This window comes from Haladaptatus sp. AB643 (assembly GCF_024136975.1).
Lineage (GTDB): Archaea > Halobacteriota > Halobacteria > Halobacteriales > Haladaptataceae > Haladaptatus.
This window is the reverse complement of record NZ_JAMYJW010000012.1, coordinates 130,396-154,928: the sequence shown is the minus strand read 5'-3', so window position 1 is coordinate 154,928 and position 24,533 is coordinate 130,396. Positions and strand designations below refer to the sequence as shown.

Annotated in this window: 28 protein-coding genes; 16 read left to right on the top strand and 12 right to left on the bottom strand. The window is 61.1% G+C overall.

The window, feature by feature from the left end:
* Positions 1 to 285 precede the first annotated feature (285 nt).
* On the top strand, positions 286 to 981 hold the full coding sequence (locus NKF25_RS20235) for a DUF2071 domain-containing protein (RefSeq protein WP_253228442.1): 696 nt from the start codon (positions 286 to 288) through the stop codon (positions 979 to 981).
* Positions 982 to 990: 9 nt separating this feature from the next.
* On the opposite strand, the gene NKF25_RS20230 is transcribed toward NKF25_RS20235, so the two are convergent.
* The gene (locus tag NKF25_RS20230; protein ID WP_253228441.1) at positions 991 to 1,584 is read right to left on the bottom strand and encodes an HD domain-containing protein; all 594 of its coding nucleotides are present in this window, start codon (positions 1,582 to 1,584) and stop codon (positions 991 to 993) included.
* Between the two features lie 630 nt (positions 1,585 to 2,214).
* On the opposite strand from NKF25_RS20230, the gene NKF25_RS20225 reads away from it, so the two are divergent.
* Positions 2,215 to 3,246 (top strand): DMT family transporter, encoded by a 1,032-nt coding sequence (locus NKF25_RS20225; protein WP_253228440.1) that lies wholly within the window; start codon positions 2,215 to 2,217, stop codon positions 3,244 to 3,246.
* A 66-nt stretch (positions 3,247 to 3,312) separates the two neighbouring features.
* Here the strand turns inward: NKF25_RS20225 and NKF25_RS20220 are convergent, their stop codons facing one another.
* Positions 3,313 to 4,587, bottom strand: a complete 1,275-nt coding sequence (locus NKF25_RS20220) for a M24 family metallopeptidase (protein ID WP_253228439.1) — start codon at positions 4,585 to 4,587, stop codon at positions 3,313 to 3,315.
* A 249-nt stretch (positions 4,588 to 4,836) separates the two neighbouring features.
* Between NKF25_RS20220 and NKF25_RS20215 the strand changes: the two genes are divergently transcribed.
* The 3 genes from NKF25_RS20215 (at position 4,837) to NKF25_RS20205 (ending at position 6,785) form a co-directional block, all read left to right on the top strand.
* Complete coding sequence (locus NKF25_RS20215; RefSeq protein ID WP_253228438.1) at positions 4,837 to 5,592, top strand: EthD domain-containing protein; 756 nt, start codon at positions 4,837 to 4,839, stop codon at positions 5,590 to 5,592.
* A 102-nt stretch (positions 5,593 to 5,694) separates the two neighbouring features.
* Entirely contained in the window at positions 5,695 to 6,222 is a 528-nt protein-coding gene (locus tag NKF25_RS20210; RefSeq protein WP_253228437.1) for a DUF192 domain-containing protein, read from the top strand.
* 77 nt (positions 6,223 to 6,299) lie between these two features.
* Positions 6,300 to 6,785: a GNAT family N-acetyltransferase gene (locus NKF25_RS20205; RefSeq protein ID WP_253228436.1), complete on the top strand. Its 486-nt coding sequence runs from the start codon at positions 6,300 to 6,302 to the stop codon at positions 6,783 to 6,785.
* A 96-nt stretch (positions 6,786 to 6,881) separates the two neighbouring features.
* Here NKF25_RS20205 and NKF25_RS20200 read toward each other — a convergent pair whose 3' ends face one another.
* From NKF25_RS20200 to NKF25_RS20190, 3 genes are all read right to left on the bottom strand, one after another.
* Positions 6,882 to 7,244 (bottom strand): hypothetical protein, encoded by a 363-nt coding sequence (locus NKF25_RS20200; RefSeq protein WP_253228435.1) that lies wholly within the window; start codon positions 7,242 to 7,244, stop codon positions 6,882 to 6,884.
* Positions 7,245 to 7,321: 77 nt separating this feature from the next.
* Positions 7,322 to 8,116: an alpha/beta hydrolase gene (locus tag NKF25_RS20195; RefSeq protein WP_253228434.1), complete on the bottom strand. Its 795-nt coding sequence runs from the start codon at positions 8,114 to 8,116 to the stop codon at positions 7,322 to 7,324.
* Positions 8,117 to 8,170: 54 nt separating this feature from the next.
* Positions 8,171 to 8,737 carry a HalX domain-containing protein gene (locus NKF25_RS20190; protein ID WP_253228433.1) on the bottom strand — a complete coding sequence of 189 codons (567 nt, stop codon included), beginning with the start codon at positions 8,735 to 8,737 and terminating at the stop codon, positions 8,171 to 8,173.
* 164 nt (positions 8,738 to 8,901) lie between these two features.
* On the opposite strand from NKF25_RS20190, the gene NKF25_RS20185 reads away from it, so the two are divergent.
* Positions 8,902 to 9,231 (top strand): hypothetical protein, encoded by a 330-nt coding sequence (locus NKF25_RS20185; RefSeq protein WP_253228432.1) that lies wholly within the window; start codon positions 8,902 to 8,904, stop codon positions 9,229 to 9,231.
* A 593-nt stretch (positions 9,232 to 9,824) separates the two neighbouring features.
* On the top strand, positions 9,825 to 10,367 hold the full coding sequence (locus NKF25_RS20180) for a SprT-like domain-containing protein (RefSeq protein WP_253228431.1): 543 nt from the start codon (positions 9,825 to 9,827) through the stop codon (positions 10,365 to 10,367).
* Positions 10,368 to 10,374: 7 nt separating this feature from the next.
* Here NKF25_RS20180 and NKF25_RS20175 read toward each other — a convergent pair whose 3' ends face one another.
* Together NKF25_RS20175 and NKF25_RS20170 are read right to left on the bottom strand one after the other, a co-directional pair.
* Entirely contained in the window at positions 10,375 to 10,617 is a 243-nt protein-coding gene (locus tag NKF25_RS20175; protein ID WP_253228430.1) for a hypothetical protein, read from the bottom strand.
* Positions 10,618 to 10,801: 184 nt separating this feature from the next.
* Positions 10,802 to 11,248 carry a universal stress protein gene (locus NKF25_RS20170; RefSeq protein ID WP_253228429.1) on the bottom strand — a complete coding sequence of 149 codons (447 nt, stop codon included), beginning with the start codon at positions 11,246 to 11,248 and terminating at the stop codon, positions 10,802 to 10,804.
* A gap of 223 nt (positions 11,249 to 11,471) precedes the next feature.
* Here NKF25_RS20170 and NKF25_RS20165 point away from each other — a divergent pair, with 223 nt between their 5' ends.
* The 3 genes from NKF25_RS20165 (at position 11,472) to hemG (ending at position 14,272) form a co-directional block, all read left to right on the top strand.
* Complete coding sequence (locus tag NKF25_RS20165) at positions 11,472 to 11,780, top strand: helix-turn-helix domain-containing protein (RefSeq protein WP_253228428.1); 309 nt, start codon at positions 11,472 to 11,474, stop codon at positions 11,778 to 11,780.
* Positions 11,781 to 11,945: 165 nt separating this feature from the next.
* Positions 11,946 to 12,995 (top strand): ferrochelatase, encoded by a 1,050-nt coding sequence (gene hemH / locus NKF25_RS20160; protein WP_253228427.1) that lies wholly within the window; start codon positions 11,946 to 11,948, stop codon positions 12,993 to 12,995.
* Positions 12,992 to 14,272 carry a protoporphyrinogen oxidase gene (gene hemG, locus NKF25_RS20155; RefSeq protein ID WP_253228426.1) on the top strand — a complete coding sequence of 427 codons (1,281 nt, stop codon included), beginning with the start codon at positions 12,992 to 12,994 and terminating at the stop codon, positions 14,270 to 14,272. Before hemH ends, hemG begins: the two co-directional genes overlap by 4 nt.
* Here the strand turns inward: hemG and NKF25_RS20150 are convergent, their stop codons facing one another.
* Genes NKF25_RS20150 through NKF25_RS20140 form a run of 3 tightly spaced genes read right to left on the bottom strand, consistent with a single transcriptional unit; the run spans position 14,273 to position 16,372 of the window.
* Positions 14,273 to 15,094: an ABC transporter permease gene (locus NKF25_RS20150; RefSeq protein ID WP_253228425.1), complete on the bottom strand. Its 822-nt coding sequence runs from the start codon at positions 15,092 to 15,094 to the stop codon at positions 14,273 to 14,275.
* A 34-nt stretch (positions 15,095 to 15,128) separates the two neighbouring features.
* Complete coding sequence (gene hemE, locus NKF25_RS20145; protein WP_253228424.1) at positions 15,129 to 16,133, bottom strand: uroporphyrinogen decarboxylase; 1,005 nt, start codon at positions 16,131 to 16,133, stop codon at positions 15,129 to 15,131.
* Positions 16,134 to 16,174: 41 nt separating this feature from the next.
* Entirely contained in the window at positions 16,175 to 16,372 is a 198-nt protein-coding gene (locus NKF25_RS20140; protein ID WP_253228423.1) for a heavy metal-associated domain-containing protein, read from the bottom strand.
* A 265-nt stretch (positions 16,373 to 16,637) separates the two neighbouring features.
* Here NKF25_RS20140 and NKF25_RS20135 point away from each other — a divergent pair, with 265 nt between their 5' ends.
* From NKF25_RS20135 to NKF25_RS20115, 5 genes are all read left to right on the top strand, one after another.
* A complete protein-coding gene (locus tag NKF25_RS20135; RefSeq protein WP_253228422.1) occupies positions 16,638 to 17,234 on the top strand; it encodes an AsnC family transcriptional regulator in 597 nt (198 codons plus the stop codon).
* A gap of 63 nt (positions 17,235 to 17,297) precedes the next feature.
* Positions 17,298 to 19,061, top strand: a complete 1,764-nt coding sequence (locus tag NKF25_RS20130) for a Rieske 2Fe-2S domain-containing protein (protein ID WP_253228421.1) — start codon at positions 17,298 to 17,300, stop codon at positions 19,059 to 19,061.
* A 238-nt stretch (positions 19,062 to 19,299) separates the two neighbouring features.
* Positions 19,300 to 19,785 (top strand): transcriptional regulator NrdR, encoded by a 486-nt coding sequence (gene nrdR, locus NKF25_RS20125; RefSeq protein ID WP_253228420.1) that lies wholly within the window; start codon positions 19,300 to 19,302, stop codon positions 19,783 to 19,785.
* A 16-nt stretch (positions 19,786 to 19,801) separates the two neighbouring features.
* Positions 19,802 to 22,300 carry a ribonucleoside-diphosphate reductase subunit alpha gene (locus NKF25_RS20120; RefSeq protein ID WP_253228419.1) on the top strand — a complete coding sequence of 833 codons (2,499 nt, stop codon included), beginning with the start codon at positions 19,802 to 19,804 and terminating at the stop codon, positions 22,298 to 22,300.
* Between the two features lie 31 nt (positions 22,301 to 22,331).
* Positions 22,332 to 23,324: a ribonucleotide-diphosphate reductase subunit beta gene (locus tag NKF25_RS20115; RefSeq protein WP_253228418.1), complete on the top strand. Its 993-nt coding sequence runs from the start codon at positions 22,332 to 22,334 to the stop codon at positions 23,322 to 23,324.
* A 9-nt stretch (positions 23,325 to 23,333) separates the two neighbouring features.
* Here the strand turns inward: NKF25_RS20115 and NKF25_RS20110 are convergent, their stop codons facing one another.
* On the bottom strand, positions 23,334 to 23,810 hold the full coding sequence (locus NKF25_RS20110) for an acyl-CoA thioesterase (RefSeq protein WP_253228417.1): 477 nt from the start codon (positions 23,808 to 23,810) through the stop codon (positions 23,334 to 23,336).
* Between the two features lie 113 nt (positions 23,811 to 23,923).
* Here NKF25_RS20110 and NKF25_RS20105 point away from each other — a divergent pair, with 113 nt between their 5' ends.
* Positions 23,924 to 24,310 (top strand): hypothetical protein, encoded by a 387-nt coding sequence (locus NKF25_RS20105; protein WP_253228416.1) that lies wholly within the window; start codon positions 23,924 to 23,926, stop codon positions 24,308 to 24,310.
* On the opposite strand, the gene NKF25_RS20100 is transcribed toward NKF25_RS20105, so the two are convergent.
* Positions 24,307 to 24,513, bottom strand: coding sequence for a hypothetical protein (locus tag NKF25_RS20100; protein ID WP_253228415.1), 207 nt, complete (start codon positions 24,511 to 24,513; stop codon positions 24,307 to 24,309). The two genes, NKF25_RS20105 and NKF25_RS20100, sit on opposite strands and share 4 nt — an antisense overlap.
* Positions 24,514 to 24,533 lie beyond the last annotated feature (20 nt).

Genomic DNA, 24,533 nt, shown 5'->3' with positions numbered 1-24,533 from the left:
CGGATAGCTTTCTAGATAGCTTTGTGAAAATCCACATGACGGCGACGAATTAGCGGCGGATGACGCAGCAGCGAATGATGACGGTTCGACGGGATGGTCCATCATTGTGACGAGCGCCAAATAGGGTGGTGAGCTCTCGATGAAAGATAGATTTATAGAAAGATTTCTGGATAGATATCTGTAAATCCACTCGTGTTCACGAGAACGAACCGAGCGAGACACCACTTCGCGCCGAATATCCCTCCGACGGAACCCCTTTGAGCGATCCGTCACAAGTTTCGGACGATGATTGGTGTCGAGATGGGATGGCGACAACTGCTGTTCGCCAATTGGCCGGTCGAACCGGAAGTCGTGGAGCGAGGGCTACCCGAAGGGTTGGAGGTAGACACGTACGACGGACGAGCGTGGCTGAGCGTCGTCCCGTTCACGAACGTCGCGGTTCGTCCCCGAGGGCTCCCCGAGGGCATCGGGGTAGACCTCCCCGAACTCAACCTTCGAACCTACGTCACGGTGCCCGGAGAGGACAGACCGGCCGTCTTCTTCTACAGCCTCGACGCCGATGGATGGCTCTCGGTCCTCGGCGCTCGGTTGGCGTTCGGGCTGCCGTACTACAACGCGGAGATAAAAATGGTGGAACGGGACGGGGCGATCCGCTACCGCAGTCGGCGCGCACATCCGGGTGACCAACCGCTGCGGTTCGACGCGCGGTACGAGCCGACCGGCGACCGACTCGACGCCGAACCGGGGTCGCTGGCGGCCTTTCTCACCGAGCGCTATCGGTTCTACGTCGGCGGCCCGGGCGGAACGATCGCGTACGCGAACGTCGATCACGACGTGTGGTCGCTCCGCCCGGCGACGGTGGAATTCCGGAAGAACGAGGTCTTCCGGGCGAACAACTTCGCCGAACCGGACGGGGAGCCGATCTGTTACTACAGTTCCGGCGTGGAAATCACGTCGTCGGGCCGTAAGTGGTTGAAATAAAATCGAGAGTTACTGCGTCTGACTGTACTTCTCGACCCACTCCTGGAGCGTGATTCCCATCGCGGACTGGGTGATGGCGTTCGAACTCGCCGAGTTCGCGCTCTTGACGAGTTCGGCTTCGAGCGTCCGGGTCGGAATCTCGCCGAGGAAGTGCGGAATCGCCCGCTGGACGGAAATCGGACAGCCGACCTCGTGAGCCAGCGCGTACCCCGACAGGGAGTGGGGAATTTCCTCGGTGGCGTACGTCGGGTCGGGGTCGAGCAGTTGGTCCACGTCGGCGAAGTCCACGTACTCGTAGCATTTCCCCACGTCGTGGAGCAGACACGCCGCGATGATGGCGTCGTCGTCCGGGTCGGCACCGTGGAACTCGCGCTGTTCCTCCGCCGAGCGCATGGCGATTCGGGTTACTCCCCGCACGTGTTCGACGTTAGTCTTCTCGTGGATGTTCCACGCGTACGGGATGTCCTCGATGTCCTTCCACCCGCCGCGGTCCAGGGCCAACACCCACGCCTCGATGACCTTCTCGCGCAGTTCGTCGTCCTCGATCGACTGGAGTTCGGGATACGCGGCCTCGACCTGTTCGCGGTACTCCGGTTCGCTCATGCGGGATAGATTATGATTGCGAGAACGTAATGGTTCGTGATGAGGATAGCGCGAGGGGGACGTTTGCGGTGAAGAGAGGTATTTGGTTCTGGTTTTCTTGTGAACACAGTAATTACGATGAAGAGTCAAAACCTCCCCGCTCGTTCGCTCCGACGAGACGCGTTTAGTGGGGTTGCGATTTCAGCTGCTACGAGGAAGTCCCAGAAAGCCCCCGCCCGCTCGCGGCCGCTGTTGCAGGATATTTTGGCCTCACGCCGCTCGGGCAAAATAGTGGCCTCCACAGCGACTAAAACAAGCGCGAGCGGGCGGCCCCTTTCATTCTACCCAAACAACGCACCCGCAACGCACCACACCCTCCCCAGCCGATTCCCTACAGTGCTCCCGCTGGTCACACCTTCGGTCATCCCTCGCGCGGGCGCACTAGCGTATCGCCTTCGCGCGCCGTGCGGTTGGGTCATAATCGGTTAGCCCATCTAACTGCACGGCGCGCGCTGACGAAGTGAGGAGGATAGCGAGGAATTGGGTGGAGTGTCTTTCGCAGTGCGGAGGCAATCTTCACGCGGCCCGGTACGGGAAATCACGATAAAACCGCGACGGTCGTTCGTAGCGATTTTAGTCTAAGCTACTGTGATGACGCCTCTAACTCAAGGTCGGAGTTTTCTCGTCCTCGCGTTTCGTATCGAAACCCACCTAAACCGCGACAGCAAGATGGAGGTAATGGCCAGTCGCCGCGACGTCGTCCTCTATCTCGCGCTCGCCGCCATCTGGGGAACCGCGTTCCCCGCCACGGAGGCGGCACTCGAAGGATTTCGCCCGGTCGCCCTCGCCGCCGTCCGCTTCGACTTGGCCGCACTCGTACTCCTCGCCGTCGCCGCCGCGTCCGGGCGCTCCCTCATTCCCCGAGGGCGGGGAGACTGGACGCCCATCCTCGTCGGCGGCCTCTTCAACATCGGCCTCCACCACGCGCTCCTCTTCGCCGGACAGCAGTACGTCACGAGCGCCGTCGCATCGACCCTGTTGGGTCTCGTTCCGGTCCTCACGCCCGTCGTCACCTCGGTGTTCCGCCCGGACGAGTCCATCTCCGCACGAGGGGTCGTCGGTGTCGTCCTCGGGTTCGTCGGCGTCGTCCTCATAGCGAACCCGAGCGGTGGACACCTGCTGAGCGACATCGGCGTCTGGTTCGTCCTCGGTGCCGCCGTCGCGTGGGTCGTCGGTGCCGTCTTCACCGACGAAAACGACGCCGGACTCCCGGGTCTCAGCCTCCAAGCGTGGATGCTCGCCGTCGGTGCGCTAGGCCTTGATATCGCGACGTTCGTCGTCCCCGGCCAAGGGTTCGCCGCCACCACGCCGACGACCACCTCGCTCGCGTGGGTGGGCTATCTCGCCGTCGTTCCCGGTGCCGCCGGGTTCCTCATCTACTTCCGTCTCCTCCACCGCCTCGGACCCATCGAGATGGGACTCATCGAGTACGTCATCCCGCCCTTCGCCGCCATCTTCGGCTGGTTCGTCCTTGGCGAGGGACTCACCCCGACGACCGGCGGGGGGTTTCTCGCCATCCTCGGTGGATTCCTGCTCGTGAAGTGGCCGCGGGTCGTCGGTTCGGTACGTGGCTACTTCGACGAGGGTGCCGCCGGGAACGCCGAGTCTTCGAGAGCGGACTGATGGATCGATAACGGGCCGTTGAGAAAATCCGTACGCGACCGCACCGGTCAGACGCGACCGAATCGATCAGTACTCTATCTGTGTAATCTCCTCGACGGGCCACTGACTCAATATCTCGACGCCGTTCTCGCGGACGACGACCATCTCTTCCACACGGACACCCTGCCGGTCGGCGGGTTCCATCGTCTCGACGGCCATCGTCATGCCCTCCTCGATTTCGATGGGGTGGTCGGGCGAGATACCGCGCCAGATGAGCGGCACTTCGTACAGTTGCAGGCCGAGGCCGTGCGCCCAGTGGTTGGTCGTCATCTGCCAATGGTCGGTGGCGTCGTACCAGTCGGCGTGTTCTCCCTCCATGTCGGGGAAGCCCTCGCAAATCTCGTCCGTCGTCGCGCCGGGTTCGATGCGTTCGAGCACGTCGTAGAGGTTGTCGCGGGCGATTTCGTAGGCGTCCTTCTGGGCTTGGGTGGGTTCGCCCATGCTGAACGTTCGGTAGTAACAGGAGCGGTAGCCCATGAAGCCGATGTTGTAGAAGTCGGCGTAGACGATGTCGCCGGGGCGCATGATCCGGTCGGTGGTGTTGGCTTGGTGTTTCGGCCACGTGTTCGGCCCGGAGGTGACGTAGCCACCCTGCACCATCGCGCCGAGACGCCAGAGTTCGCTGCTGGCTTCGCCCCACACTTCCGACTCGCGGACGCCGGGTTTCGCGGTTTCCGTGATGCGCTGGAATCCGGCCTCACAGAGCGCGGCGACCATTCGCAGACACTCGATTTCGTCGCGCGTCTTGACCTTCCGGGCGTCCTCCATCACCTTCGCACAGTCGTCGGTGCGCACGTCAACGCCGCGGTCCTCGAACTTCGAGATGAGCGGAGCGTTGCCGATGTCGATGCCCATCGGTTCCTTGGCGACGCCGTACTCCTCCATCGCCTCGTAGACGAGTCCGGCCATCTTGTCCTTCAACCAGTTTCGGGCCGAATCCCGGCCGGACGCTCGCGGGACGTTTCCGAGTCCGGGGCAGGCGTAGCGGATGTCCGAAATCCACGGGCAGTTGAACTTCTGGTTGCTCGCGTGATCCGCCGTATCCCAGTGAATGATGTCGCCGTTCTCGGTGAGCAGGGTGTAGTGGTCGGCACCCGACCCGCCGGTCATGGCGAGCCCCGTCACGTAGCGGACGTTCGGGTCGTTGATGAGGAGCATGCTCCCCAGTCCCGCCTCGCGCATTCGTTCGAGAGCGCGCTCCTTTCGCTCCTCGCGCATCCGCTTCATGTCGATCCGTTCCTCCCAATCGACGCCCATCGTTCCGCGCGTCCCTTCCATGAAATCGCGTTGATAGAACCCCATGATACTCGTTACTCCGAGGTTTGTATTGAAAGTAGGTGACTTACCCGCCGATGCTCGTGGAACGCACTGCCATATCGGGTGAGCGTATCGCCGTTTCGAAACCCCCTTGTGAACATCGGAAACGGTGGTGTGACACCGGAAACAGTGGTGTTAACGGAGGAGTTGCTCGGAACGAATTCACGTTCGAAAAAAGGGGACGGGGTCGGCTTCGAGTGCTTTATCATACCACGGATTGTGTCCTCGAATGAAATGTACAAACACGTTGCCCTGCTGGTTCGAAAGGACGATATGAGCCACGAGGAGTTCGTGGAGTACTGGCAGAACAATCACACGAAGATCGCACGTGATATCGAGGGCGTCGTCAAGTACAGCACCGTCCTCCCGGTGACGCCCGACGCCGCGGAGTTCGACGGACTCGCGGAACTGTACTTCGAGGACTTGGACGCGCTCCACGACGCCCTGGGCAGCGAGGGGAGCCGCGATTACGACCCCGAGAAGGGCAAAGCGAAGGAGGCCCGCGAGGACGTGAACAACTTCCTCGCGCTCGAAAAGCGTCCCCGCTTCATCGGCGAAATCGTCACCCAAAAGGACGAAACCGCAGCGCGAGGCACCGACCGCGAGGACGACGTGGACGGCGATACCGACGGCCTGTACAAACACAGCGCGTTCCTCGTCCGCAAGGACGGCATGAGCCACGAGGAGTTCGTGGACCACTGGCAGAACAACCACACGCCCATCGCCCGCGAAATCGAAGGCGTCGTCAAGTACGACACCGTCCTCCCGACGGACCCCGAGAACGCCGAGTTCGACGGCATCGCGGAGTTGTACTTCGAGGACCTGGACGCGCTCCACGACGCCCTCGGCAGCGAGGGAAGCCGCGACTACGACCCCGAGAAGGGCAAGGCGAAGGAGGCCCGCGAGGACGTGAACAACTTCCTCGCGCTCGAAAAGCGTCCCCGTTTCATCGGCGAGGAGACGGTCCAGAAGGACGTTACCCAGGAGTAAGGCGGAGAGACGGAGCGAGTTTCGTTTTCGGCAATTGTGAACGGGGGACGGCCAGTCGAATCGCACCACGTATTTTTGTCAGTTGCTCCCGTTTTCAGGCGCATGCGTGTGAGCGCGACCCTGTTGGTCGTCTGTCTCGTCGTGCTGGCCGGGTGTACCGGGGGCATCGGACTCGGGCAGGAGCCTGGAAACGGGGGCGAACATCGGACGACGAAGGTCGAAGAGACCGTCAGCGCCGCGTTCGTCACAGGTGGGAACCGGACGGCGGTGACGCTCGAAGTCGCGAACTCGCCGAGCGAGCGCGAACACGGACTGATGTACCGAAAATCGCTGCCGAAAAACCACGGGATGGTGTTCGTGTTCGGCAACCCGCAGGTACAGTCGTTCTGGATGAAGAACACGCTGATCCCGCTCGATATGATCTTCGTCGGTCCGGACGGCACCGTCCTCAACGTCGCCCACGCAGACACGCAACCGAACGCGAGCGATTGGAAACTTCGGGAGTATCGGAGCGATGGGAACGCGAAGTACGTCGTCGAGATGCGACAGGGATTCGCAAAGCGGGCAGGCATCGAATCGGGGACGAAACTCGTGTTCGAGGATGGAACGCCGACGACCGAACAAAGCTGACTTTTCGTTCCGCAACACGAGTTGTGATTCATCATCGTTACCACGGAGCACGGCGAACGGCAATTAGGGGGAGACAAATGAAGATTCGGCCAGCGAACGAGGACGATTTCGAATCGGTTCGGGATGTCGCACGCCGTGCGTGGAGCGACGCCTACGCCGAAATCATGGACGGCGAGAGTATCGACGGTACGATAGCCTCGTGGTACTCCGACGACTCGCTAACGGATGCGGTCGAGCGGCCGGGAACGCTGTTTCTCGTTGCGACCAGGGACGACGACGTGCTCGGATTCTGTCACGCGATATGTCACGAGGATGAAGGTGATCTGCTCCGACTGTACGTCGATCCGGACCACTGGGGAGATGGCATCGGAAGCGCGCTGTACGAGCGGTTACGGAGCGACTTGCGCGACATCAACATGAAACGAATCCGGGCGATGGTGCTCTCGGAGAACACGAGGGGAACCGGATTTTACCGGCGGTTAGGGTTCGAGAAGAGCGATGAGGCGACGGTGGAAATCGGCGACGGGGAGTACGGAGAATCGGTGTACACGGTCGCACTCTGAGTAAGAACACAAAGCATTTACCATATCCCCGTCAATTTTGGCGTACCTCGGGTAGGGGTACACGAGGTATTTCTTTATCTACACGTGGAGCGGCGGCTATTTCGACCAATCGTCCTCGAACAACTGATACGCGCTGGCGAGGTTGAACAGCAGTTGGCGCTTCGATCCGCCCGCATCGAGCGCACTCGCGGTGGCGTGAACCACCTCGGAGTATTGGATCGTTTCCTCGGACACCGTCGAATGATCGGACCCGAACTCACCCTGCGAAAACGACGCTCGAACTGCCGCACGCTGCTGTCCTTCGAGGAGTTCGAACAGTCGCCAGTAATCCACACCGGCACGGCGTGCATCCACCAAGGCGGCGCACAATCGCCGTTCGAACCGTCGTTCCGGTGATTCGGCCGCTCCGTCGTCCAACCCGAGGGCGCTCCGTATCTTTGCTTCCTTCTCGTCACCCATGTCCGAAAGCTGTGAACTCAGCTACTTTACCATTTTGGATAATCACATCATATATTCGTCAGGTGGTGCGGCATTCGTCACGATAGCCGATGAAGAAACGTCCGTAGCTCGGCGTATGCGGGGTCGTATCGCTCGCGGAAGATGCAGTGACCGGCGTCGGGAATGTGAACCAGTCGTCCGTCGGATAGGTTTTCGGCGATGTCGAGATCTTCGGCCCGCGTTTCCGTATCGGCGTCCGCCTTGAGCACGAGCGTCGGACAGGTGATATCCGCGAACGCCCGTTCCAGACGGGGATAGCCTTCACGCGGTATTTCGGCGATCTGCGGGCGACATTCCGTGTTCGCAACGGCGAGGCGACGGGCCAACCCGGGGTCACAGTTCGGATGGTCGCGTTCGAGTTCCTCAAGCGAACTGTTCGACCACTCGCGGACGTTCTTACGAACCGTCTCCGCCCGCTCGTCCGGACCCATATCGGGCGGTCCGTACATCCCCGCAGGGTCTTCGAGAGCGATCGCACGCGGGAGGTCGGGGTGCGTCGCGGCCGTCCACGCCGCCGTCGATCCACCCATCGAATGGCCGAGCAGGATCGGGTCGTCGAGGGAGAGCGCTTCGACGAGTCCGACGAGGTCGGCGACGCGGTCCTCGATTTCGTACCCCGATTCGGGGGCCTCGGACCGACCGTGACCGCGGGCGTCGTACGTCACGATGTCGTACTCGTCCGCCAAATCGGCCACCAACGGTTCCCAACATCGACCGTTGGCGTAGAAGCCGTGTGCCATGACCAACGACGGTCCCTCGCCGGTGCGGTAGTACTGTAAATCGACGCCGTTCACGGGACAGGAGTCCGTCGTCCAGTCGTCGGGAAGATTCATACGAGAACAGGTTGGAACGAACCCAAAAACGTGTCGACCGGAAAATCAGTCGATTCAGTCGAGGTCGCGAAACGCGCCGACGAAGTCGTCGTGGCTCTCGAGGTCGTCTCGGGAGTCGTCGACGGACTCACGAAGGTGCTCGACTTCCGCCTCCAGTTCCTGATACTGCTCGTTCCGGTGGAGTTCGTCTTCGTCCTTCTCCGTTTCGAGGACGGCCTTCTTGGAGGCGAGCGAGAAGTACTCCTGCATCTTCGCGTCGTATTCGACCCGTGTCAGCATTCCACCGACGGTCGTGTACAGGTCGTCCTTCGAGACGGGTTTGACGAGATAGTCGTCGAACCCCATATCGATGATGTCGTAATCGGGTTTGACGGCAGTCACCATCACGACTCGGGAGTGAAGTTCGCGGTTTCGAAGTTCCGCGAGCACCTCGTCGCCGGAGAGACCGGGCATTCGTCGGTCGAGTAAGACGACATCGACCCCGTCGTCGAGCATGTCCAGCGCCTCACGGCCTTCGTACGCTCGCCGAACGTCGTAGGAGTCCTCTAACCACGTCGCATAGAGGTCGGTTACGTCTGCCTCGTCATCGACGACGAGTATCGTTGGTTCTTCAACAGCCATGATTGGATTCGAGTGTGCCGGTTTTTCCACCGAACGGAATTTGTTAATGAACCATTCGCTAAAGCATCTTTATATCTTGTGGTTATGAAATCCAAGAATAGTTAAAGATGTGCTCAAGCATCCGGTCTAGCATACATTCACCAGTACCGGAATAAATAACAGGGATGACTCCGAAGGAAGGACTGGTATGCCGAACACCAGTGGTCGATTTTGCCGGACCCTCCGGCAGTAACACTACCCCCCAAGACCGATTCGAACGGCTCATCGAACTACCACCGAGTGCGAAACTCGTCTATCGGGTTCTCACGGACGAATCGCCGATGACACAACAGCAGGTTCGGACGGACGCCTTGCTACCGGCACGCACGACACGTGATGCATTGATGAAACTCAAAGAGGAAAACCTCATCGAGGAACGGTTGTATCTTCCCGACGCTCGAAAGCGACTCTACGCACCACTCGAAGTCGTGCGACCCGACGATGTGACGGAGTAGCTGAACCTCCCATTTTTGTGGAAGATAGAAAAAATTGTCTCGTGAATGTAAAGTATAGGTAAACGCACCGGGAAGGTGCGTACCCTGACTGGTAGTCGTCAACACGTTCCGCCACCGTCCCCAGTGGAAACAAATAGCCCCCGGCTATTCGCGGTTCGGCTTTCTATTACAAGTGCATTATATAGCAAGGGCCAGTCGAACGGCCGCCGTCCCATTCATGGTCGTTCGTCACGTTCGTTTATCGAGAAGCATGACGTCGGACAATCACGGTGGAATGGGTTCTCGCCGGCCACGAATCGAAGCTTCGGACCCACAACACGAAACGGAACATCGACTTTACGAGCGGTTACACGCCGAAATCGCGTCCCTCCATCGACGCCTTGCGGAAACCCAGCGAAGAGTGGCAACGCTCGAAGCGGAACGGGAGCGATGGAAACGTGTCCTTCGGGCGTGTTCGATGTGTGGACGAGTCAGCACTCGGCCGGAACCCGACGATAGATGTCCCTACTGCCAGACCGGTCGGCTCCATCGACTGTAGTCGGGGCTGGGGGAGACGGGCAACGCTATAATCCGTCGATTCGAACCATCGTCCGATGGGGCCGGAAACCCGCGATGAGTTGCTCGACGCAGCGGAACGCTACGCCAGAGTGGTTCCGATCCCGGTGGATTTCGAGCGGGTCGAATGGGAGTGTTCGGACCGCGCAGTCCGCCGTGCAGGTGCCTGTCTCTACGATCACCGAACCGAGCAGGTAACGATTCGATTGACGTGGGAGGCCTATCGCTCGTTCGGGTGGGACGAGTTCACGGGGACGATTCGACACGAACTGGTTCACGCGTGGGAGTTTCAACAGTTCGGTGAGTCCGGACACGGACGACGGTTCAAAACGAAGGCGCGCGAACTCGACGCGCCACGCCACTGTCGTTCGTTCGCGGACGCGCGTCTCCGCCTAGTCTGTTCGTCCTGTGACTGGGAGGCACGGCGGTTTCGTGCATCCGAAGCGGTCAAGCGACCGGCAAAACGACGGTGCGGAAGCTGTGGTTCGCGGTACCGGGTGGAGCACGTCGAGAGCGGGAGACGGTGGCGAACGCACGCCGGATATCTGGTCGCACGACGGAAGCTCGATGGCGATTGGTAACGACGAGTCAGTCGGTAATCGTCCCGATGAACGTGAGCAACTCCGCGAGCGGTTCCGCGTTTCCTTCCGGATACAGCGTGCCACTGGGACCGTCGGGCGCGGACAACACGTCGGCGTCTTCCAGGACCGAGATGTGTTGTTGGTAAAACGTCGTGTAGACGGTCGTTCGGTTGTCCGTCGTCCAATCGGAGCCGAACTCCCGAGCGGTGACTTCGTCCACGAGCGTCCGCATCGGGATTACGTCTGACACGTTCGCCATAATGGAGATAGCGTGTCGGCGACGTTCGACGCGACACAGGTTGAACAGGTCGTCGTGGGACAGATCTATCGGTGAAGAAACAGGTTCACTACCGAACAATCGTCCCAACATTGATACGATTGTCAGCGGAGCATCAACTTACGTGTTGTGGTTCGGAGGAAACGATGGGTGGGGATTATTCCGTGACGACGGTGACGGCACCGTCGAAATCGAGAATGACCGACTGCGTTCGGTCGCCGAACAGCGCTTTCCCCGTTGGGGAACGCTTCCGGCCCGCGAGGAAGACGTGGTCACAACCGAGGTCGGTTGCGGTGGCGAGAATTTCGTCGCGCTCGTCGCCGATGCGACCCACCGACTCGTGTTCGACGTCGACGCCGTCGAGTACCTCACGCCCGAGGTCAGCGGCGAACTGTCGAGCACCTTCGAGTGCCTGCCCTGCGGTGTAGGAGCTTTCGAGGTTCGGAATTCGTTCCAGGGACGTTCTCGTCTCCTCGTACTCCTCGTTGGTCGTGACGTGGAGCAAGACGAGTTCCGCCCCGACGCCCGCGGCGAGTTCGCCCGCTTCCCGAACCAATGCTTTTGCCGACTCGGATGCCTCGATGACGGCGAGTGCCCGTTTCATACCAAATATTGCCAAACCCAGAGGATAAATAATTTAGGTTATAGGTTGACGCTATCGGGCGAGTCAGTCTGTGAGTTACTAGCTCGAAACGTTTCGACAGGTCGGCGACGAAGCCTCACGATTCCGTGCTCGGCCTGCCGACCATATTCGGTATCACTTTGTTACGTGGTTGGAATACGAACCGATATATACCTTCGCGGAGTTGGGTGCAACGAGAACACGAATGTCTTCGGAATCTCTTGACGTCTGCCCGGTCGTAAAATCGGTCGAGCAAATCGGGTCCCAATGGCGATTGGTCGTCCTCCACGATCTACAGGACGGCGAGAAGCGCTTCAACGAACTCAAACGCTCGACGGGTGCGAGTTCGCGGACGCTCTCGCGCGTGTTGGACGACCTCGGCGAGATGGGTTTCGTCAGTCGCCGTACCGAGGAAGACGCGCCGATAGCGACCTATTACAGCCTCAACGAGAAAGGTCGCTCACTCTGTCCGATCTTCGAGGAGCTAGAACTGTGGGCCGCCGAGTGGCTCTAGCCGAAAGGAACTCTCTGAGGGCCATCAACTGGGAATCGTTCGTGAGATACAGTTCCATTTCGAGAGCGATTCGTTTTCCAAACTGGACGTCGTCTGACCCGTGATAAAATCCTCGACGACGCGGCAAACGACAACTATTCGGCGTATCCGCCCCGAACATCGACTATGACGACTGGCGTCGTGGTACTCAATTTCGGCGAGCCGGACGAACCGACGCGGGAGAACGTGCTCGGCTATCTCGAGCGCATCTTCATGAACAACGCCGACCTCGAAGGTGATACCACCGAGGAGGAAGCGCGCCAACGGTCCCGGCAGTTGGCCGAGCGACGTGCCCCCGGACTCATCGAGGAGTACGAGGAGATCGGCGGATCGCCGCTCGACCCGCAGGCGAAAGCGCAAGCCGACGCGCTGGAGGCTGAACTCGACGAACGGGGATTCGACGCGACGACTTACGTCGGGTTCCAGTTCACCGAACCGTACATCGGGGACGCAGTCGAGCAGGCCCGCGAGGACGGTGTCGACGAACTCATCGGGCTTCCCGCCTACCCGCTCTGTGGAGCCTCGACCACCGTCGCCTCGCTCGAAGAGCTCACGAACGCGGTAGAAGAGCAAGGCTGGGACGTGCCGGTCCACGAGGTGACGGGGTGGCACAGACACCCGACGTACAACCGGATCCGCGCGGAGAACATCCGCGAGTACGCCGACGAGGAAGACCTCGACCTGACCGACGACGACACCGAACTGCTTTTTTCGGCACACGGAACGCCGAGCCACTATCTGGACGAGGGCAGTCGCTACGACGTGTACGTGAACGAGTTCTGCGACGTGATGGCGAGCGAACTCGGCCTCGAATCGTATGCGCTCGGCTTCCAGAACCACGGTAACCGCGAGATTCCGTGGACGGAACCCGAAGTCGAGGAGGTCGTCGCCGACCTCGATACGGAGCGCGTGGTCGTGGACCCCATCAGCTTCATGCACGAACAGAGCGAGACGCTGTCCGAACTGGACGACGAACTCCACGAGGAGGCCGAAGAAGCGGGTCTCGACTTCTACCGCGTGCCGGTTCCGCACGACGACGAGCGATTTTCCGACGTTCTCGCCGACCTCGTGGAACCGTTCGTCGCCGGATTCGACCCGTCGTACTACCAGTTCCGCCAGTGTCAGTGTAAGGACACGCCGGGAACGATGTGTCTCAACGCCCCCCTCGACGAATGACGGTCGGAATCGTCGGCGCGGGCATCACCGGCCTCGCGCTCGCCCACAACCTCGACGAGGCGGGAATCGACTACGTCGTCCTCGAGGCCGACGACGAACCGGGCGGCGTGATTCGGAGCGGCCGCGTCGACGGCTACCTGCTGGAGTGGGGACCACAGCGTCTGCGACGCACGGGACCGGTGGACGAACTCATCGCCGACCTCGGTCTAGAAGACGAAGTCATTGAAGCCGGGGACACGAAACTGTTCGTCTACGCGAACGGCGCGCTCCGTCGCGCGCCGTTCTCCATCGAGGAGTTCGGCACCACCGACCTGCTGTCCTGGCGCGGCAAACTGGACGTGCTGGAGGAGCCACAAACCGATCCGGTGGACCCCGAGGAAACCGCCGCGGAGATGTTCACGCGGAAGTTCGGCGAGGAAGCGTACGAGAACCTCATCGGCCCGCTTTTCGGTGGGACGTACGGCTCACTCCCCCATCGAATGCCGGTCAAGCATTCGCTCTCCGGCGTCATGCGAATGGAGGAGACGTACGGCGACCTGCTGACGCCCGTCCTCAAACGCGCGATGGCCGACGGCAGTTCCGCCCCCGCGATGACCTTCGAGGAGGGCGTCCAACGGCTTCCGGAGGCGCTCTACGACGCCCACGAGGAGAACGTCCATCTGGAAACCCCAGTCACCGAAATTCGGGAGCAGGGAGAGGGATTCGTCCTCGAAACCGACGACGGGTCGTTCGACGTGGACGACGTGGTCGTCACCACGCCCGCCGAGGTGAGCGCCGACCTCCTGTCGAATCTCACCGACACGGCAGAATCGCTCCGAAGGCTGAACTACAACCCGCTCGCGTTCGTGCACCTCCGGGCCGATTCCGACCGGGACGGCTTCGGCTATCAAGTGCGCCACGACGAAGGACTCGATACGCTCGGCGTCTCGTGGAACGCGAGCATGTTCGGACGGACCGGGAAGGCGGAAAACGGTGAAAGTGGAGTGTACACCGTCTTCCTCGGCGGGATGAAGAACCCGGGACTGCTCGAAGAGAGCGACGGGACGCTCGGCGAAATTGCAGCCACGGAGTTCGCGAACGTGATGGGAAGCGACGCCGAGGTGCTGAGCGTTCACAAACTCCACCGGGGATTCCCGGCCTACGACGAATCGTGGGACGCGCTGGATGAATTCGAAACGCCGGACGGAGTCCACCTCGCCACGAACTACACCGCGAGGATGGGCGTCCCGAGTCGAATTCGGGAGGCGAAGGCGTTGGCGGGACAGTTGGCGGAGTAATCAGTCCAGTTCGGCATTTTCGAACCGCCAGTAACCGACCGCGAGCGGGACGATTCCCCAGACGAGCAGGACGACGAGGAATAGCCACGGGGAGAGATACGCCGGGGATTGGCCGCCCGAGGCGATTCGGAGGGGCGGGAGCAAGGACAGATGAAGCAGTCCTTCGTAGGCACCGGACGGACTCAGCCATTTCACGAGGTAGGTCCACGCCGGATAGGGGGCGACCTTCATCGAAGAACCCGTTTTGAGGTACGCGACGATATTGACCAGCATGCCCCAGAACAACTGAAAGAGGGCGAACGCGCCGACCGCGAGGATTCCGGCGCAGCGGTTCGATTTCGCCAGTCCCGACAGTCCGACGCCGATTGCAACGTACACGGCACCGAGGAGAACCGTCGCCGCCGTGAACAGCGCGTACGGTCCGAGCGAAAACCGGCCGAACTGCGAGACGATGAAGACGACGGCGAGGAGGAAACTCGCTAACGAGGGGATGAGGGCGACACCGCAGCGGGAGATGAACTTGCCGCCGAACACGTCCCGTCGGGAGTGTGGCAGTCCGAGCAGGAGTTTCATCGTTCCCGACTCGCGTTCGGCCGCGACTGCACTGTACCCGACGAACAGTCCGATCAGTGGAACGAGCACCTGTGCCGCGGAGTAAACGTACTGCACTACGTCCACCGCGGTTCCAGTGCTGTAGGAGTGAATCGTGTAGAAGTACGACCACAGAACGACGAGCAGGGTGAGGACGGCCGAAACGGCCCAGAACGACTTTTTCCGAGCAAAATAGAGAAAATCCTTGCGGGCCACCAATCGGAGGGACATACAAGGTCGTGTCGTCAAGTAGAAATGAAATTTCCTATCGTTCGACTTCCTTCGCCGCCTCGACGAACGCCTGCGCGTTTTCGACCGGCGTTGTCCGGTCGATGCCGTGGCCGAGGTTGAGGATGTGGCCCGAGTCGCCCGCCTTCTCGATGACCTCGTGTGTCTTCTCCTTGACGAACTCCGGACTGCCGAGCAAGTAGGACGGGTCGAGGTTGCCCTGAACGGGCGTGTCGCCCAACTGTTCGCGGGCGTCGGCCATGTCGATGGTCCAGTCGAGGCCGACCACGTCCGCGCCCGATTCGGCGAGCAGGTCGAGTTTGCCGCCGGGGTGGCGCGCGAAGACGATGGAGGGCACGTCGATGGCGTCGAAAATGCGTTGGTGGAGCGGCAGGACGAACTCCCGGTAGTCGTCGGGAGTCAACACGCCCGACCACGTGTCGAACACCTGTATCACGTCAGCACCCTGTGCTTGTTGGTACTTGACGTACTCCACCACCGCGTCGGTGAAGATTTCGAGGAGGTCGCGGAACGCTTCGGGGTGGTTCGTCCGGAACCGACGGATCGGTTTCCGCGACGTGGGTTCGTCGCCGACGACGTACGAGGCGAGCGTGTACGGCCCACCGGAGAAACCGATGATGCTCGTTTGATCGCCGATGCTGTTCTGGAGTCTGGTGAGCAGTTTCCCGACGTAGTCGATTTCGGTGGCGACGTCGGTGAACGCCGTCGGAACGTCGTCCGGACTGGCGACGGGGTTCGAGACGACCGGACCGACGCCGCTCTCGATGTGGTACTCGAAGCCGAGGGGTTCGAGGACGGTGAGGATGTCCGAAAACATGACGAGACCGTCCGGTTCGAACAACTCCCACGGCAGAAGGGTGATTCGTTCGGCCACTTCGGGCGTCTTGATGGCCTCTTTGAAGGAGTAGTCGCTTCGGATGTCGCGGTACTCCGGGATGTATCGTCCGGCCTGCCGCATCAACCAGACCGGCGGGCGTTCGGTACGTTCGCCGCGCGCGGCACGAACCAACAGGTCGCTCATGGCTCGAAATTGGCCGGATAGCGTCTAAGCGTTTCGACTCTTCAGGCCGAGGCGTCGTAGCCAGCGTCCTGAACCGCGGCGACGAGATCGTCAGTGTTCGCGTCGCCCTCGACGGTCGCAGTCCCGGCCTCGTGGTCGGCGTTGGCGTCGGAGACACCCGAGACGTCTTCGAGCGCTTCGACGACATTCTGTTCACAACCGCCACAACTCATTCCGTCAACGTCGATGGTTTCGACCATACACCAGTATACTCACCGCTTACTTTTTGCGATTGCGGGAAAAATCCGAAGGTAGCCAACGGAAAGAGGTAAGGGGGGATAGCCGCCGTTTCCGTTCGATACCGAACTGACGTCGAATAGATGCCGGACGAATGCCAGATAGAACAGATAATTCATTTTTTAAACAAGTGAAATTTTGTATTCACCCGAATATATATTCGAAGTCACCGGCAGAGATTCGTGATGATAAAAACTGTTTTCCACCTATAACACGAATATCAGCATTATGCGACAACTCGACGACACTGACCGGGAGATCATCCGGTTGCTCGTAGAGGACGCACGCCGCCCTTACAACGAAATCGCCGACACGGTCGGTCTCTCCCCGCCGACGGTCTCCGACCGCGTGGACCGCCTCCAAGAGATCGGAATCATCCGCCGATTCACCACGGATTTGGATCAGGGAATCCTCATCGACGGACTCGCGCTGCTCATCACGATCAACGCCAAACCGGGCCACGTCGATGCCATCAAGGGGTCGCTCGGGTCGTTCGACGGGGTCGAACACATCTTCGTCACCGCCGACTCGCACGTCGTTTGTAAGGCGAACCTCCACGAACGGGCGGTCGAAACGCTGCTCTCGGACGCCGTCGAAGGGGACGCCGTCCGCGATTACGACGTCCAGTTACTCGTGGACGAGGAGTGGAACCCGCAACCGGGAACCATCGAGTTCGCCCCCGACTGCGTGGAATGTGGCAACACCGTCACGAACGAGGGCGAATCGACGCGCATCGAGGACGAACTGTATCACTTCTGCTGTTCGTCGTGTAAGTCCCAGTTCGCCGAGCGGTACGAACGCCTGCAGGAGGGCGTGGCCGACTGACGGGACGGTTACATAAATCCGTTTCAGGGAAGGGTTTTGATGCCATGTGACAATATACCAACCATGGCAACGAAAGGTTCGTTCGTCCGAGTCGCTGACGCGGACGAACTCCGAGAGGACACCCCGCAGATCGTACAGGCGAACGGCCACTCCATCGGGCTATTTTTCCACGAGGACGAGTTCTACGCGATAGATAACCGCTGCCCCCACATGGGTTTCCCACTGACGAAAGGATCGGTGGACGACGGCGTCCTGACCTGCCACTGGCATCACGCGCGATTCGAGATGTCCTGTGGCGATACCTTCGATCCGTTCGCCGACGACGTGCAGACCTACCCCGTCGAGGTCCGGGATGGCGAAGTGTACGTCCAACCGAACCCGCCGCGGACGGAACCGCCCGAGGAGCACTGGCGCAACCGTCTCGAACACGGATTGCAGGAGAACATCGACCTCGTGGTCGCCAAAGCCGTCATCGGGTTGGAGTCCGAAGGCGTCCCGTCCACCGTCCCGGTGGAACTCGGGGCGGAGTTCGGCACCCACTATCGACAGGCCGGATGGGGACGGGGGTTGACGACGCTCGGCGTGATGGCGAACCTGTTGGACGACGTGCGGGTGGAGGACCGTCGGCGGGCGCTCTACGTCGGACTGACCGAAGTCGCCGACGAGTGTTCGGGCGAACCGCCGTTCTTCGTTCAGGAGTCGCTTTCGACCGAGGACATTTCGGCAGAGCGACTGACCGAGTGGTTCCGCGATAACATCGAGGTGCGGGACTCGGACGGAGCGGAACGCGTACTCAGGGCCGCAATCGGCGAAGGACTGGACGAGTCGAAAATCGCGGGAATGCTCGTCGCCGCCGTCACCGACCACCTCTACCTCGATACCGGTCACCGACTGGACTTCATCAACAAGGCGTTCGAGACGCTGGACCACGTCGGGTGGGAGCACGCGGACGACGTGCTCCCCAGCCTCGTTCCGGGGCTAGCGTCGGCGAACCGGGCGGAGGAAAACTCCTCGTGGCGGCAACCCATCGACGTGGCGGAATTGTGTTTCGACGCCGCCGACGAACTGCCGGAGTTGCTCGAAGCGGGGAAGGGAGAGACGTGGACGGAACCCGACGACTTCGTCGAAATTCTCCTCGGCGAGGACCCGCACGCCATCATGGACGCGGTCACGGGCGCAATCGAGGACGGCGCGACGGCGGCGGAACTCGCGCAAGTCGTGACGTTCGCCGCCGCGCGACGCGTCGCCCAGTTCGGAACGTCGAACGAGTTCCGCGACTGGAACACCGTCCACCACACCTACACCTACGCGAACGCGGTGTACGGACTCGCGGGGCGGACGGACGCGTCGGAAGCCTATCGCGGCGTCTTCGACGCGGCGATGAGCGTCTACCTCGACAGGTTCCTCAACACGCCGCCGACGCCGATTCCGGAACCGGACGGAAACCGCTTGCCCGACACCGTGCTGGACGAACTGATGGAAACCTTCGAGGTGGAGTCCAATGCGGAAGTGGACAGAGCAGGAAGGCTGACGGCGGAGTATCTCGAAGCCGACGGAGACACGGACCTGCTGAAACGGAAACTCGGCGAGGCGCTCCTGAGAGAGGACGTCGGGTTCCACACCAGGCAGAACGTTGAGGCGGCGTTCGACCAGTACGACACGCTCGCGGGCGAAGGAACCGAGAAGAGCGAACGAAGGGCGCGGATTCACCTCATCGGGACCGCTCGTTACCTCTCGGCGCACACGCCGACGCGGCGGGCGGGCGAACAGACGTTCCGAATCGCCGAACGACTCAACCGTGGCGAGAAGATCCACGAGATGGACTGAGCGGACGATACCTACGAACGGGCGGGTGGACAGTTTTTCGGTGGTTTGGACTCGTAGTGGAAGGGCCGTCCATCGGAGTACGCATTGCCGTGCCGAACACAAATCAAGTTGATTTGTATTATTGAAACTCGATTGGGAAACGTTTATGCCGTAGTGACTGGACACCACATATAGCGGTTGGAAGAAGCGAGACCCCATATGTGGGCTTAAGCAACAGGAGGTGCAAGGAGTGACAACCATGAACTGCCCGGATTGCGGGAACGAACGGACGCGAGTCATCGACACCACGAGCGCCGACGGAACGTCGGTACGACGGCGGCGCGAGTGCCAACGGTGCTCGTTTCGATTCACGACGTACGAGCGTCCGGAATGGGACTCCCTCCAGGTGAAGAAACGCGACGGGAACATCGAGTCGTACAACCGCCGGAAGCTCCGTGCGGGGATCGATCGAGCCGTCGAAAAACGCCACGTGAGCGAGGAAGCGGTGACGAGTCTGGTCCAGGAAGTGGAGTCCGACCTCCAGAACCGGGACACGCGCATCGTCTCGTCCAGCCTCGTCGGTGACCTCGTCTCCGAGCGCCTGCGCGAACTGGACCAGGTCGCGTACATCCGGTTCGTCTCCGTGTACAAGGCGTTCTCCGAACCGGAGGAGTTCCTCCGCGAACTCGACGCGGTTCTCGACGCGGAACTGGACGACGACCCTCCTCATCCGACCGACAAGTAAAACGAGTCAACGATTTATGAGCCACCAATCAACAGCGACGACGACGGACGCTCGGTCGATTCTGGACCGAGCACGAACGGGCCACGAAACGATACTTTCGGCGGACGACTGGGACGACATCGTCACCGAAATCGAGCGGAACTCCTACGACGGCGCGAGCACCGACGAACTGTATCAAGCCGTCGTCGACGCGCTCTCCGCGCGCGTCGAACGCGACCCGACGTTCAAGAGAATCGCCGCGGCCGCGGCGCGCCAACGGTACTACCGCGAGGTTATCGGCGAGGATTTGGAAGGGTACGAACTGGACAAGGAGTACCGCTCGACGTTCATCGACAACCTCGAACGCGGCGTCGAAATCGGCCGTCTGGATCCGCGACTGACAGAAACCTTCGACCTCGAATCGCTGGCCGACTACCTCGAACTGAGCCGCGACGAGCGGTTCGAGCACATGGCGATGGACACGCTGATTCAGCGGTACTTCCTCAAAACCGAGGAGAACGGCGAGCACCTCGAACTGCCGCAGGCGTTCTGGATGCGCGTCGCGATGGGATTGGCGGTCGAAGAGGACGAACCGCAGCGCCGGGCCGAGGAGTTCTACGACGTCCTCTCGAAACTGGAGTTCACCCCATCGACGCCGACGCTGTTCCACAGCGGGACGACCCACCCGCAACTGTCGTCGTGTTACCTGACGACGGTCTCGGACGACCTCGAACACATCTTCGAGTCGTACAAAGGCCACGCACAGCTTTCGAAGTGGAGCGGCGGCCTCGGCAACGACTGGACCAACCTCCGCGCGGGCGGCGCGCTCATCGAATCGACGGGCGTGGAATCCACCGGCGTCGTGCCGTTCCTCCGCATCAGCAACGACGTGACGGCGGCGATAAACCGCTCCGGAAAGCGGCGCGGGGCGGCCTGTGGCTACCTCGCCTGTTGGCATCTGGACTTCCCCGCGTTCATCGACCTGAAACGGAACACGGGCGACGAGCGCCGACGCACGCCGGATATGAACACGGCGGCGTGGATTCCAGACCTGTTCATGAAGCGCGTCGAACAGGGGGAGAAATGGACGCTGTTCAGCCCCGACGAGGTCCCCGACCTCCACGACCTGTCCGGTGCCGCCTTCGAGGAGAAATATCTGGAGTACGAAGCGATGGCGGACGAGGGCGAGTTCCGGCAGTACGAGCGCGTCGATGCCGAGGAACTGTGGCGCAAAACCCTCACACGATTGTTCGAGACGGGCCACCCGTGGCTGACGTTCAAGGACCCGTGTAACGTCCGCTCGCCGCAGGACCACGTCGGGACGGTTCACTCCTCGAACCTCTGCACCGAAATCACGCTGAACACGAGCGAGGACGAACACGCCGTCTGCAACCTCGGCAGCGTGAACTTCGTTACGCACGTTTCGGATGGCGAGAGCGCGGAACAGCGTTCCGCGGAGACCGAGCGGTCGGAGTCGACCGCGAGGCTCGATCGCGAACACCTCGCTGACACCATCGAGACCGCCATGCGGATGTTGGACAACGTCGTTGACCTCTGTTTCTACCCCACCGACGAGGCCGAGGAGTCGAACATGCGACACCGGCCGGTCGGACTCGGAACGATGGGATTCCACGACGCGCTGATGGAACTCGGAATCCCGATGGACTCCGAAGAGGGTATCGAGGCCGCGAACCGCTGGCAGGAGTTCGTCTCCTACCACGCCATCCTGAACTCCTCGAAACTCGCCGCCGAGCGGGAACCCTACCCGTCCTACGACGGTTCGAAGTGGGACCGAGGCCTGCTCCCGCAGGACACCGTCGATTCGCTCGAAGCGGAACGAGGGAGGGAGATTCCGACCAATCGCGAGGAGACCCTCGACTGGTACGTCGTCCGCGAACACGTCGAAGAGCACGGAATGAGAAATTCGAACACGATGGCCATCGCGCCGACGGCCACGGTTTCGACCATCAACGGAACCACGCCGTCCATCGAACCGCAGTACTCGAACCTCTACGTGAAATCGAACATGTCCGGCGAGTTCACTGTCATCAACGACCACCTCGTTGACGACCTGCAGGAAATCGGCGAGTGGGACGAGGAGATGGTGGACCGGATCAAGTACCACGACGGTTCGATTCAGGAGATAGACGCCGTTCCGGACGACCTGAAGGAACTGTATCGCGGCGCGTTCGAGATCGACCCACGTCACCAACTCGAACTGACCGCCCACCGGCAGACGTGGATCGACCAATCGGTCTCGCACAACGTCTTCTTCCCGTCCACGGACGGTACGCTCCTCGACGACGTGTACAAGACCGCGTGGAGGTTGGGCCTGAAGACGACCTACTACCTGCGGACGCTCGGCGCGTCGGGCATCGAGAAATCCACGCTCGACATGGCCGAGTACGGCAAGAGCCAGCACCGGGACGAGTTCGGAGCCGACGAAGCCGAAACCGACGGCGGACAACCGGCGGACGAAACGGACGGGAAGGACCTCTGTACCGTCGAAGATCCGACGTGCGACGCCTGTCAGTAATCGACCACACGAACACCATTTCAACCCATCCATGCCACTCATCAACAACGACGCCGAACACGACCCGAACAGGATACTCCCGCTGGACTACGACTGGGCTCGCGACTACTACCAAGCGGGCGTCAACAACAACTGGGTTCCCGAGGAGATTCCGATGCAGGACGACATCTCCCAGTGGAACGGAAACGCCCTCTCGGATGCCGAGCGCCAACTCGTGGAGTGGAACCTCGGCTTCTTCTCGACGGCCGAATCGCTCACCGCGAACAACATCGTCCTCGCGCTGTACGAGTACGTGACCGCGCCCGAGTGCCGTCAGTATCTCCTCCGACAGGCGTACGAGGAGGCGATTCACACGGACACGTTCATCTACTGCTGTGACTCGCTCGGCTTCGACCCGGACTACCTGTACGGGATGTACGAGCGGGTTCCCTCCATCGAGGAGAAAGACGAGTTCGTGGTGGACCTGACGCGGGCCATCAACCGCCCGGATTTCACCATCGACACCGAAGACGACGTCCGCGAATTCCTGCGCGACCTGGTCGGCTTCTACGTCATCATGGAAGGCGTCTTCTTCTACGCTGGGTTCGCCATGATGCTCGGGCTGAAACGCCAGAACAAGATGGTCGGCATCGGCCAACAGTTCGAGTACATCATGCGCGACGAGTCGCTCCACGTCGGCTTCGGCGTGGACCTCATCAACGAGATTCGGGCCGAGAACCCCGGCGTGTGGACCGACGAGTTCGGCGACGAGGTGACCGAACTCATCATCGAGGCCGTCGAATTGGAGAAGATTTACGCCTACGAGGCGTGCCCCGACGAAATCCTCGGCATGAGCGCCGAGCAGTTCGCCGAGTACGTCGAACACGTCGCCGACCGTAGGCTCGGACAGTTGGACCTCCCGGAACAGTACGGCACCGACAACCCGTTCCCGTGGATGTCCGAACAGGTGGATCTGAACAAGGAGAAGAACTTCTTCGAGACGCAGGTCACCGAGTATCAGAGCGGCGGATCACTCGACTGGTAGCTGCTGTTCTTATTGGGGCGCGCTAAGCGACGTTCGGCGCTTTTCGCGGCGACGAAGCGCGTCGTCGCGCAGGGTTTTCTGGTCGTCGGTCGGGCAGTCGAGGTCCGGGACCGACGCCGGTCGCTCGTCCTCGTCGAGCGCGACCATGGTGAAAAACGACGTCGCGGTGTCCCGCTTCTCGTTCCGACTTGGCCGTTCGGCGCGGACCGTGACGACGACGTCCATGCTCGTCTTCCCGGTTTCGAACACGTACCCTTCCACGGTCACGATGTCCCCGAGGTCGATGGGGCCGAGGAAATCGACGTGATCCATCGACGCCGTCACGACCTGCCGCCGTGAGAATCGGCGGGACGAAATCGCGGCGCAGATGTCCATCCAGTGGAGTACCGACCCGCCGAGCGCCCGCCCGAGGTTGTTCGTATCGTTCGGCATCAGGATTTCGCTCATGACCGTGTGGGATTCCGAGAGGGTCTCCGTTTCGTTCATCGAGCGGATGTACACGATGCCCACAGATAAACCATCTGTACTTGCGTTATTGAAAGTTCATTTGCTTTCGCGGCCGTCTCACTTATTCACCCCCACATCGTGCGGGTGGACGGATGTGGGGAGATAAGACCATCATCGCGGGGGCACCGCTCGGCGCTTGGTTGCTCGTCGCGCCGTTCGCGGTGTACGGAGAAATGCTCGCGCCGAACTTCTGGAACGACATCATCGTCGGCACGGCCGTGCTGATTCTCGCTTTGTACGGGATGATCTGTATCTGGCGCGAAAAACGAGTCAGCATCGCTGCGGGAATACTCCTCGCCTTGCTCGGGTTGTGGCAGGTGACGCGTCCGTTCCTCGTCGCAACCACCGGGCCGGTTCCCCGGTGGGGCGACGCGGCCATCGGCGTCCTCCTCTGTTTCCTTGGCGGCCGCGTCATTCGGGAGGCGCGTCGTTCGATGCGAATCGATCAACCGACGCGAAGCGAAGTCGGCGGGGACTAGGAGAATCGGGCCGTCGAATTGCCACGACGTGACGTGGCGTTCACCGCGGCCGCGTACCACGGCGGTCGGCGAATTCTCGCCGTCCCGATGTCAGCGACGTCGAACGTCTCGGTTCGGTGAATCGTCTCGCCGTCGTTCGTCCCGGATACCTCGAATCGGTAATGATGGACGACGCCCCACATGTCGATGACGGCACGACGCATCAAGGGAAATGAAATCTATA

What these genes read in the sequence shown, in the direction of transcription:
- NKF25_RS20235 (WP_253228442.1), top strand. Translation starts at nt 286, where the DNA reads ATGATTGGTGTCGAGATGGGATGGCGACAACTGCTGTTCGCCAATTGG.
- NKF25_RS20230 (WP_253228441.1), bottom strand. Translation starts at nt 1,584, where the DNA reads ATGAGCGAACCGGAGTACCGCGAACAGGTCGAGGCCGCGTATCCCGAA.
- NKF25_RS20225 (WP_253228440.1), top strand. Translation starts at nt 2,215, where the DNA reads ATGACGCCTCTAACTCAAGGTCGGAGTTTTCTCGTCCTCGCGTTTCGT.
- NKF25_RS20220 (WP_253228439.1), bottom strand. Translation starts at nt 4,587, where the DNA reads ATGGGGTTCTATCAACGCGATTTCATGGAAGGGACGCGCGGAACGATG.
- NKF25_RS20215 (WP_253228438.1), top strand. Translation starts at nt 4,837, where the DNA reads ATGTACAAACACGTTGCCCTGCTGGTTCGAAAGGACGATATGAGCCAC.
- NKF25_RS20210 (WP_253228437.1), top strand. Translation starts at nt 5,695, where the DNA reads ATGCGTGTGAGCGCGACCCTGTTGGTCGTCTGTCTCGTCGTGCTGGCC.
- NKF25_RS20205 (WP_253228436.1), top strand. Translation starts at nt 6,300, where the DNA reads ATGAAGATTCGGCCAGCGAACGAGGACGATTTCGAATCGGTTCGGGAT.
- NKF25_RS20200 (WP_253228435.1), bottom strand. Translation starts at nt 7,244, where the DNA reads ATGGGTGACGAGAAGGAAGCAAAGATACGGAGCGCCCTCGGGTTGGAC.
- NKF25_RS20195 (WP_253228434.1), bottom strand. Translation starts at nt 8,116, where the DNA reads ATGAATCTTCCCGACGACTGGACGACGGACTCCTGTCCCGTGAACGGC.
- NKF25_RS20190 (WP_253228433.1), bottom strand. Translation starts at nt 8,737, where the DNA reads ATGGCTGTTGAAGAACCAACGATACTCGTCGTCGATGACGAGGCAGAC.
- NKF25_RS20185 (WP_253228432.1), top strand. Translation starts at nt 8,902, where the DNA reads ATGACTCCGAAGGAAGGACTGGTATGCCGAACACCAGTGGTCGATTTT.
- NKF25_RS20180 (WP_253228431.1), top strand. Translation starts at nt 9,825, where the DNA reads ATGGGGCCGGAAACCCGCGATGAGTTGCTCGACGCAGCGGAACGCTAC.
- NKF25_RS20170 (WP_253228429.1), bottom strand. Translation starts at nt 11,248, where the DNA reads ATGAAACGGGCACTCGCCGTCATCGAGGCATCCGAGTCGGCAAAAGCA.
- NKF25_RS20165 (WP_253228428.1), top strand. Translation starts at nt 11,472, where the DNA reads ATGTCTTCGGAATCTCTTGACGTCTGCCCGGTCGTAAAATCGGTCGAG.
- hemH (WP_253228427.1), top strand. Translation starts at nt 11,946, where the DNA reads ATGACGACTGGCGTCGTGGTACTCAATTTCGGCGAGCCGGACGAACCG.
- hemG (WP_253228426.1), top strand. Translation starts at nt 12,992, where the DNA reads ATGACGGTCGGAATCGTCGGCGCGGGCATCACCGGCCTCGCGCTCGCC.
- NKF25_RS20150 (WP_253228425.1), bottom strand. Translation starts at nt 15,094, where the DNA reads ATGTCCCTCCGATTGGTGGCCCGCAAGGATTTTCTCTATTTTGCTCGG.
- hemE (WP_253228424.1), bottom strand. Translation starts at nt 16,133, where the DNA reads ATGAGCGACCTGTTGGTTCGTGCCGCGCGCGGCGAACGTACCGAACGC.
- NKF25_RS20140 (WP_253228423.1), bottom strand. Translation starts at nt 16,372, where the DNA reads ATGGTCGAAACCATCGACGTTGACGGAATGAGTTGTGGCGGTTGTGAA.
- NKF25_RS20135 (WP_253228422.1), top strand. Translation starts at nt 16,638, where the DNA reads ATGCGACAACTCGACGACACTGACCGGGAGATCATCCGGTTGCTCGTA.
- NKF25_RS20130 (WP_253228421.1), top strand. Translation starts at nt 17,298, where the DNA reads ATGGCAACGAAAGGTTCGTTCGTCCGAGTCGCTGACGCGGACGAACTC.
- nrdR (WP_253228420.1), top strand. Translation starts at nt 19,300, where the DNA reads ATGAACTGCCCGGATTGCGGGAACGAACGGACGCGAGTCATCGACACC.
- NKF25_RS20120 (WP_253228419.1), top strand. Translation starts at nt 19,802, where the DNA reads ATGAGCCACCAATCAACAGCGACGACGACGGACGCTCGGTCGATTCTG.
- NKF25_RS20115 (WP_253228418.1), top strand. Translation starts at nt 22,332, where the DNA reads ATGCCACTCATCAACAACGACGCCGAACACGACCCGAACAGGATACTC.
- NKF25_RS20110 (WP_253228417.1), bottom strand. Translation starts at nt 23,810, where the DNA reads ATGAACGAAACGGAGACCCTCTCGGAATCCCACACGGTCATGAGCGAA.
- NKF25_RS20105 (WP_253228416.1), top strand. Translation starts at nt 23,924, where the DNA reads ATGTGGGGAGATAAGACCATCATCGCGGGGGCACCGCTCGGCGCTTGG.
- NKF25_RS20100 (WP_253228415.1), bottom strand. Translation starts at nt 24,513, where the DNA reads ATGCGTCGTGCCGTCATCGACATGTGGGGCGTCGTCCATCATTACCGA.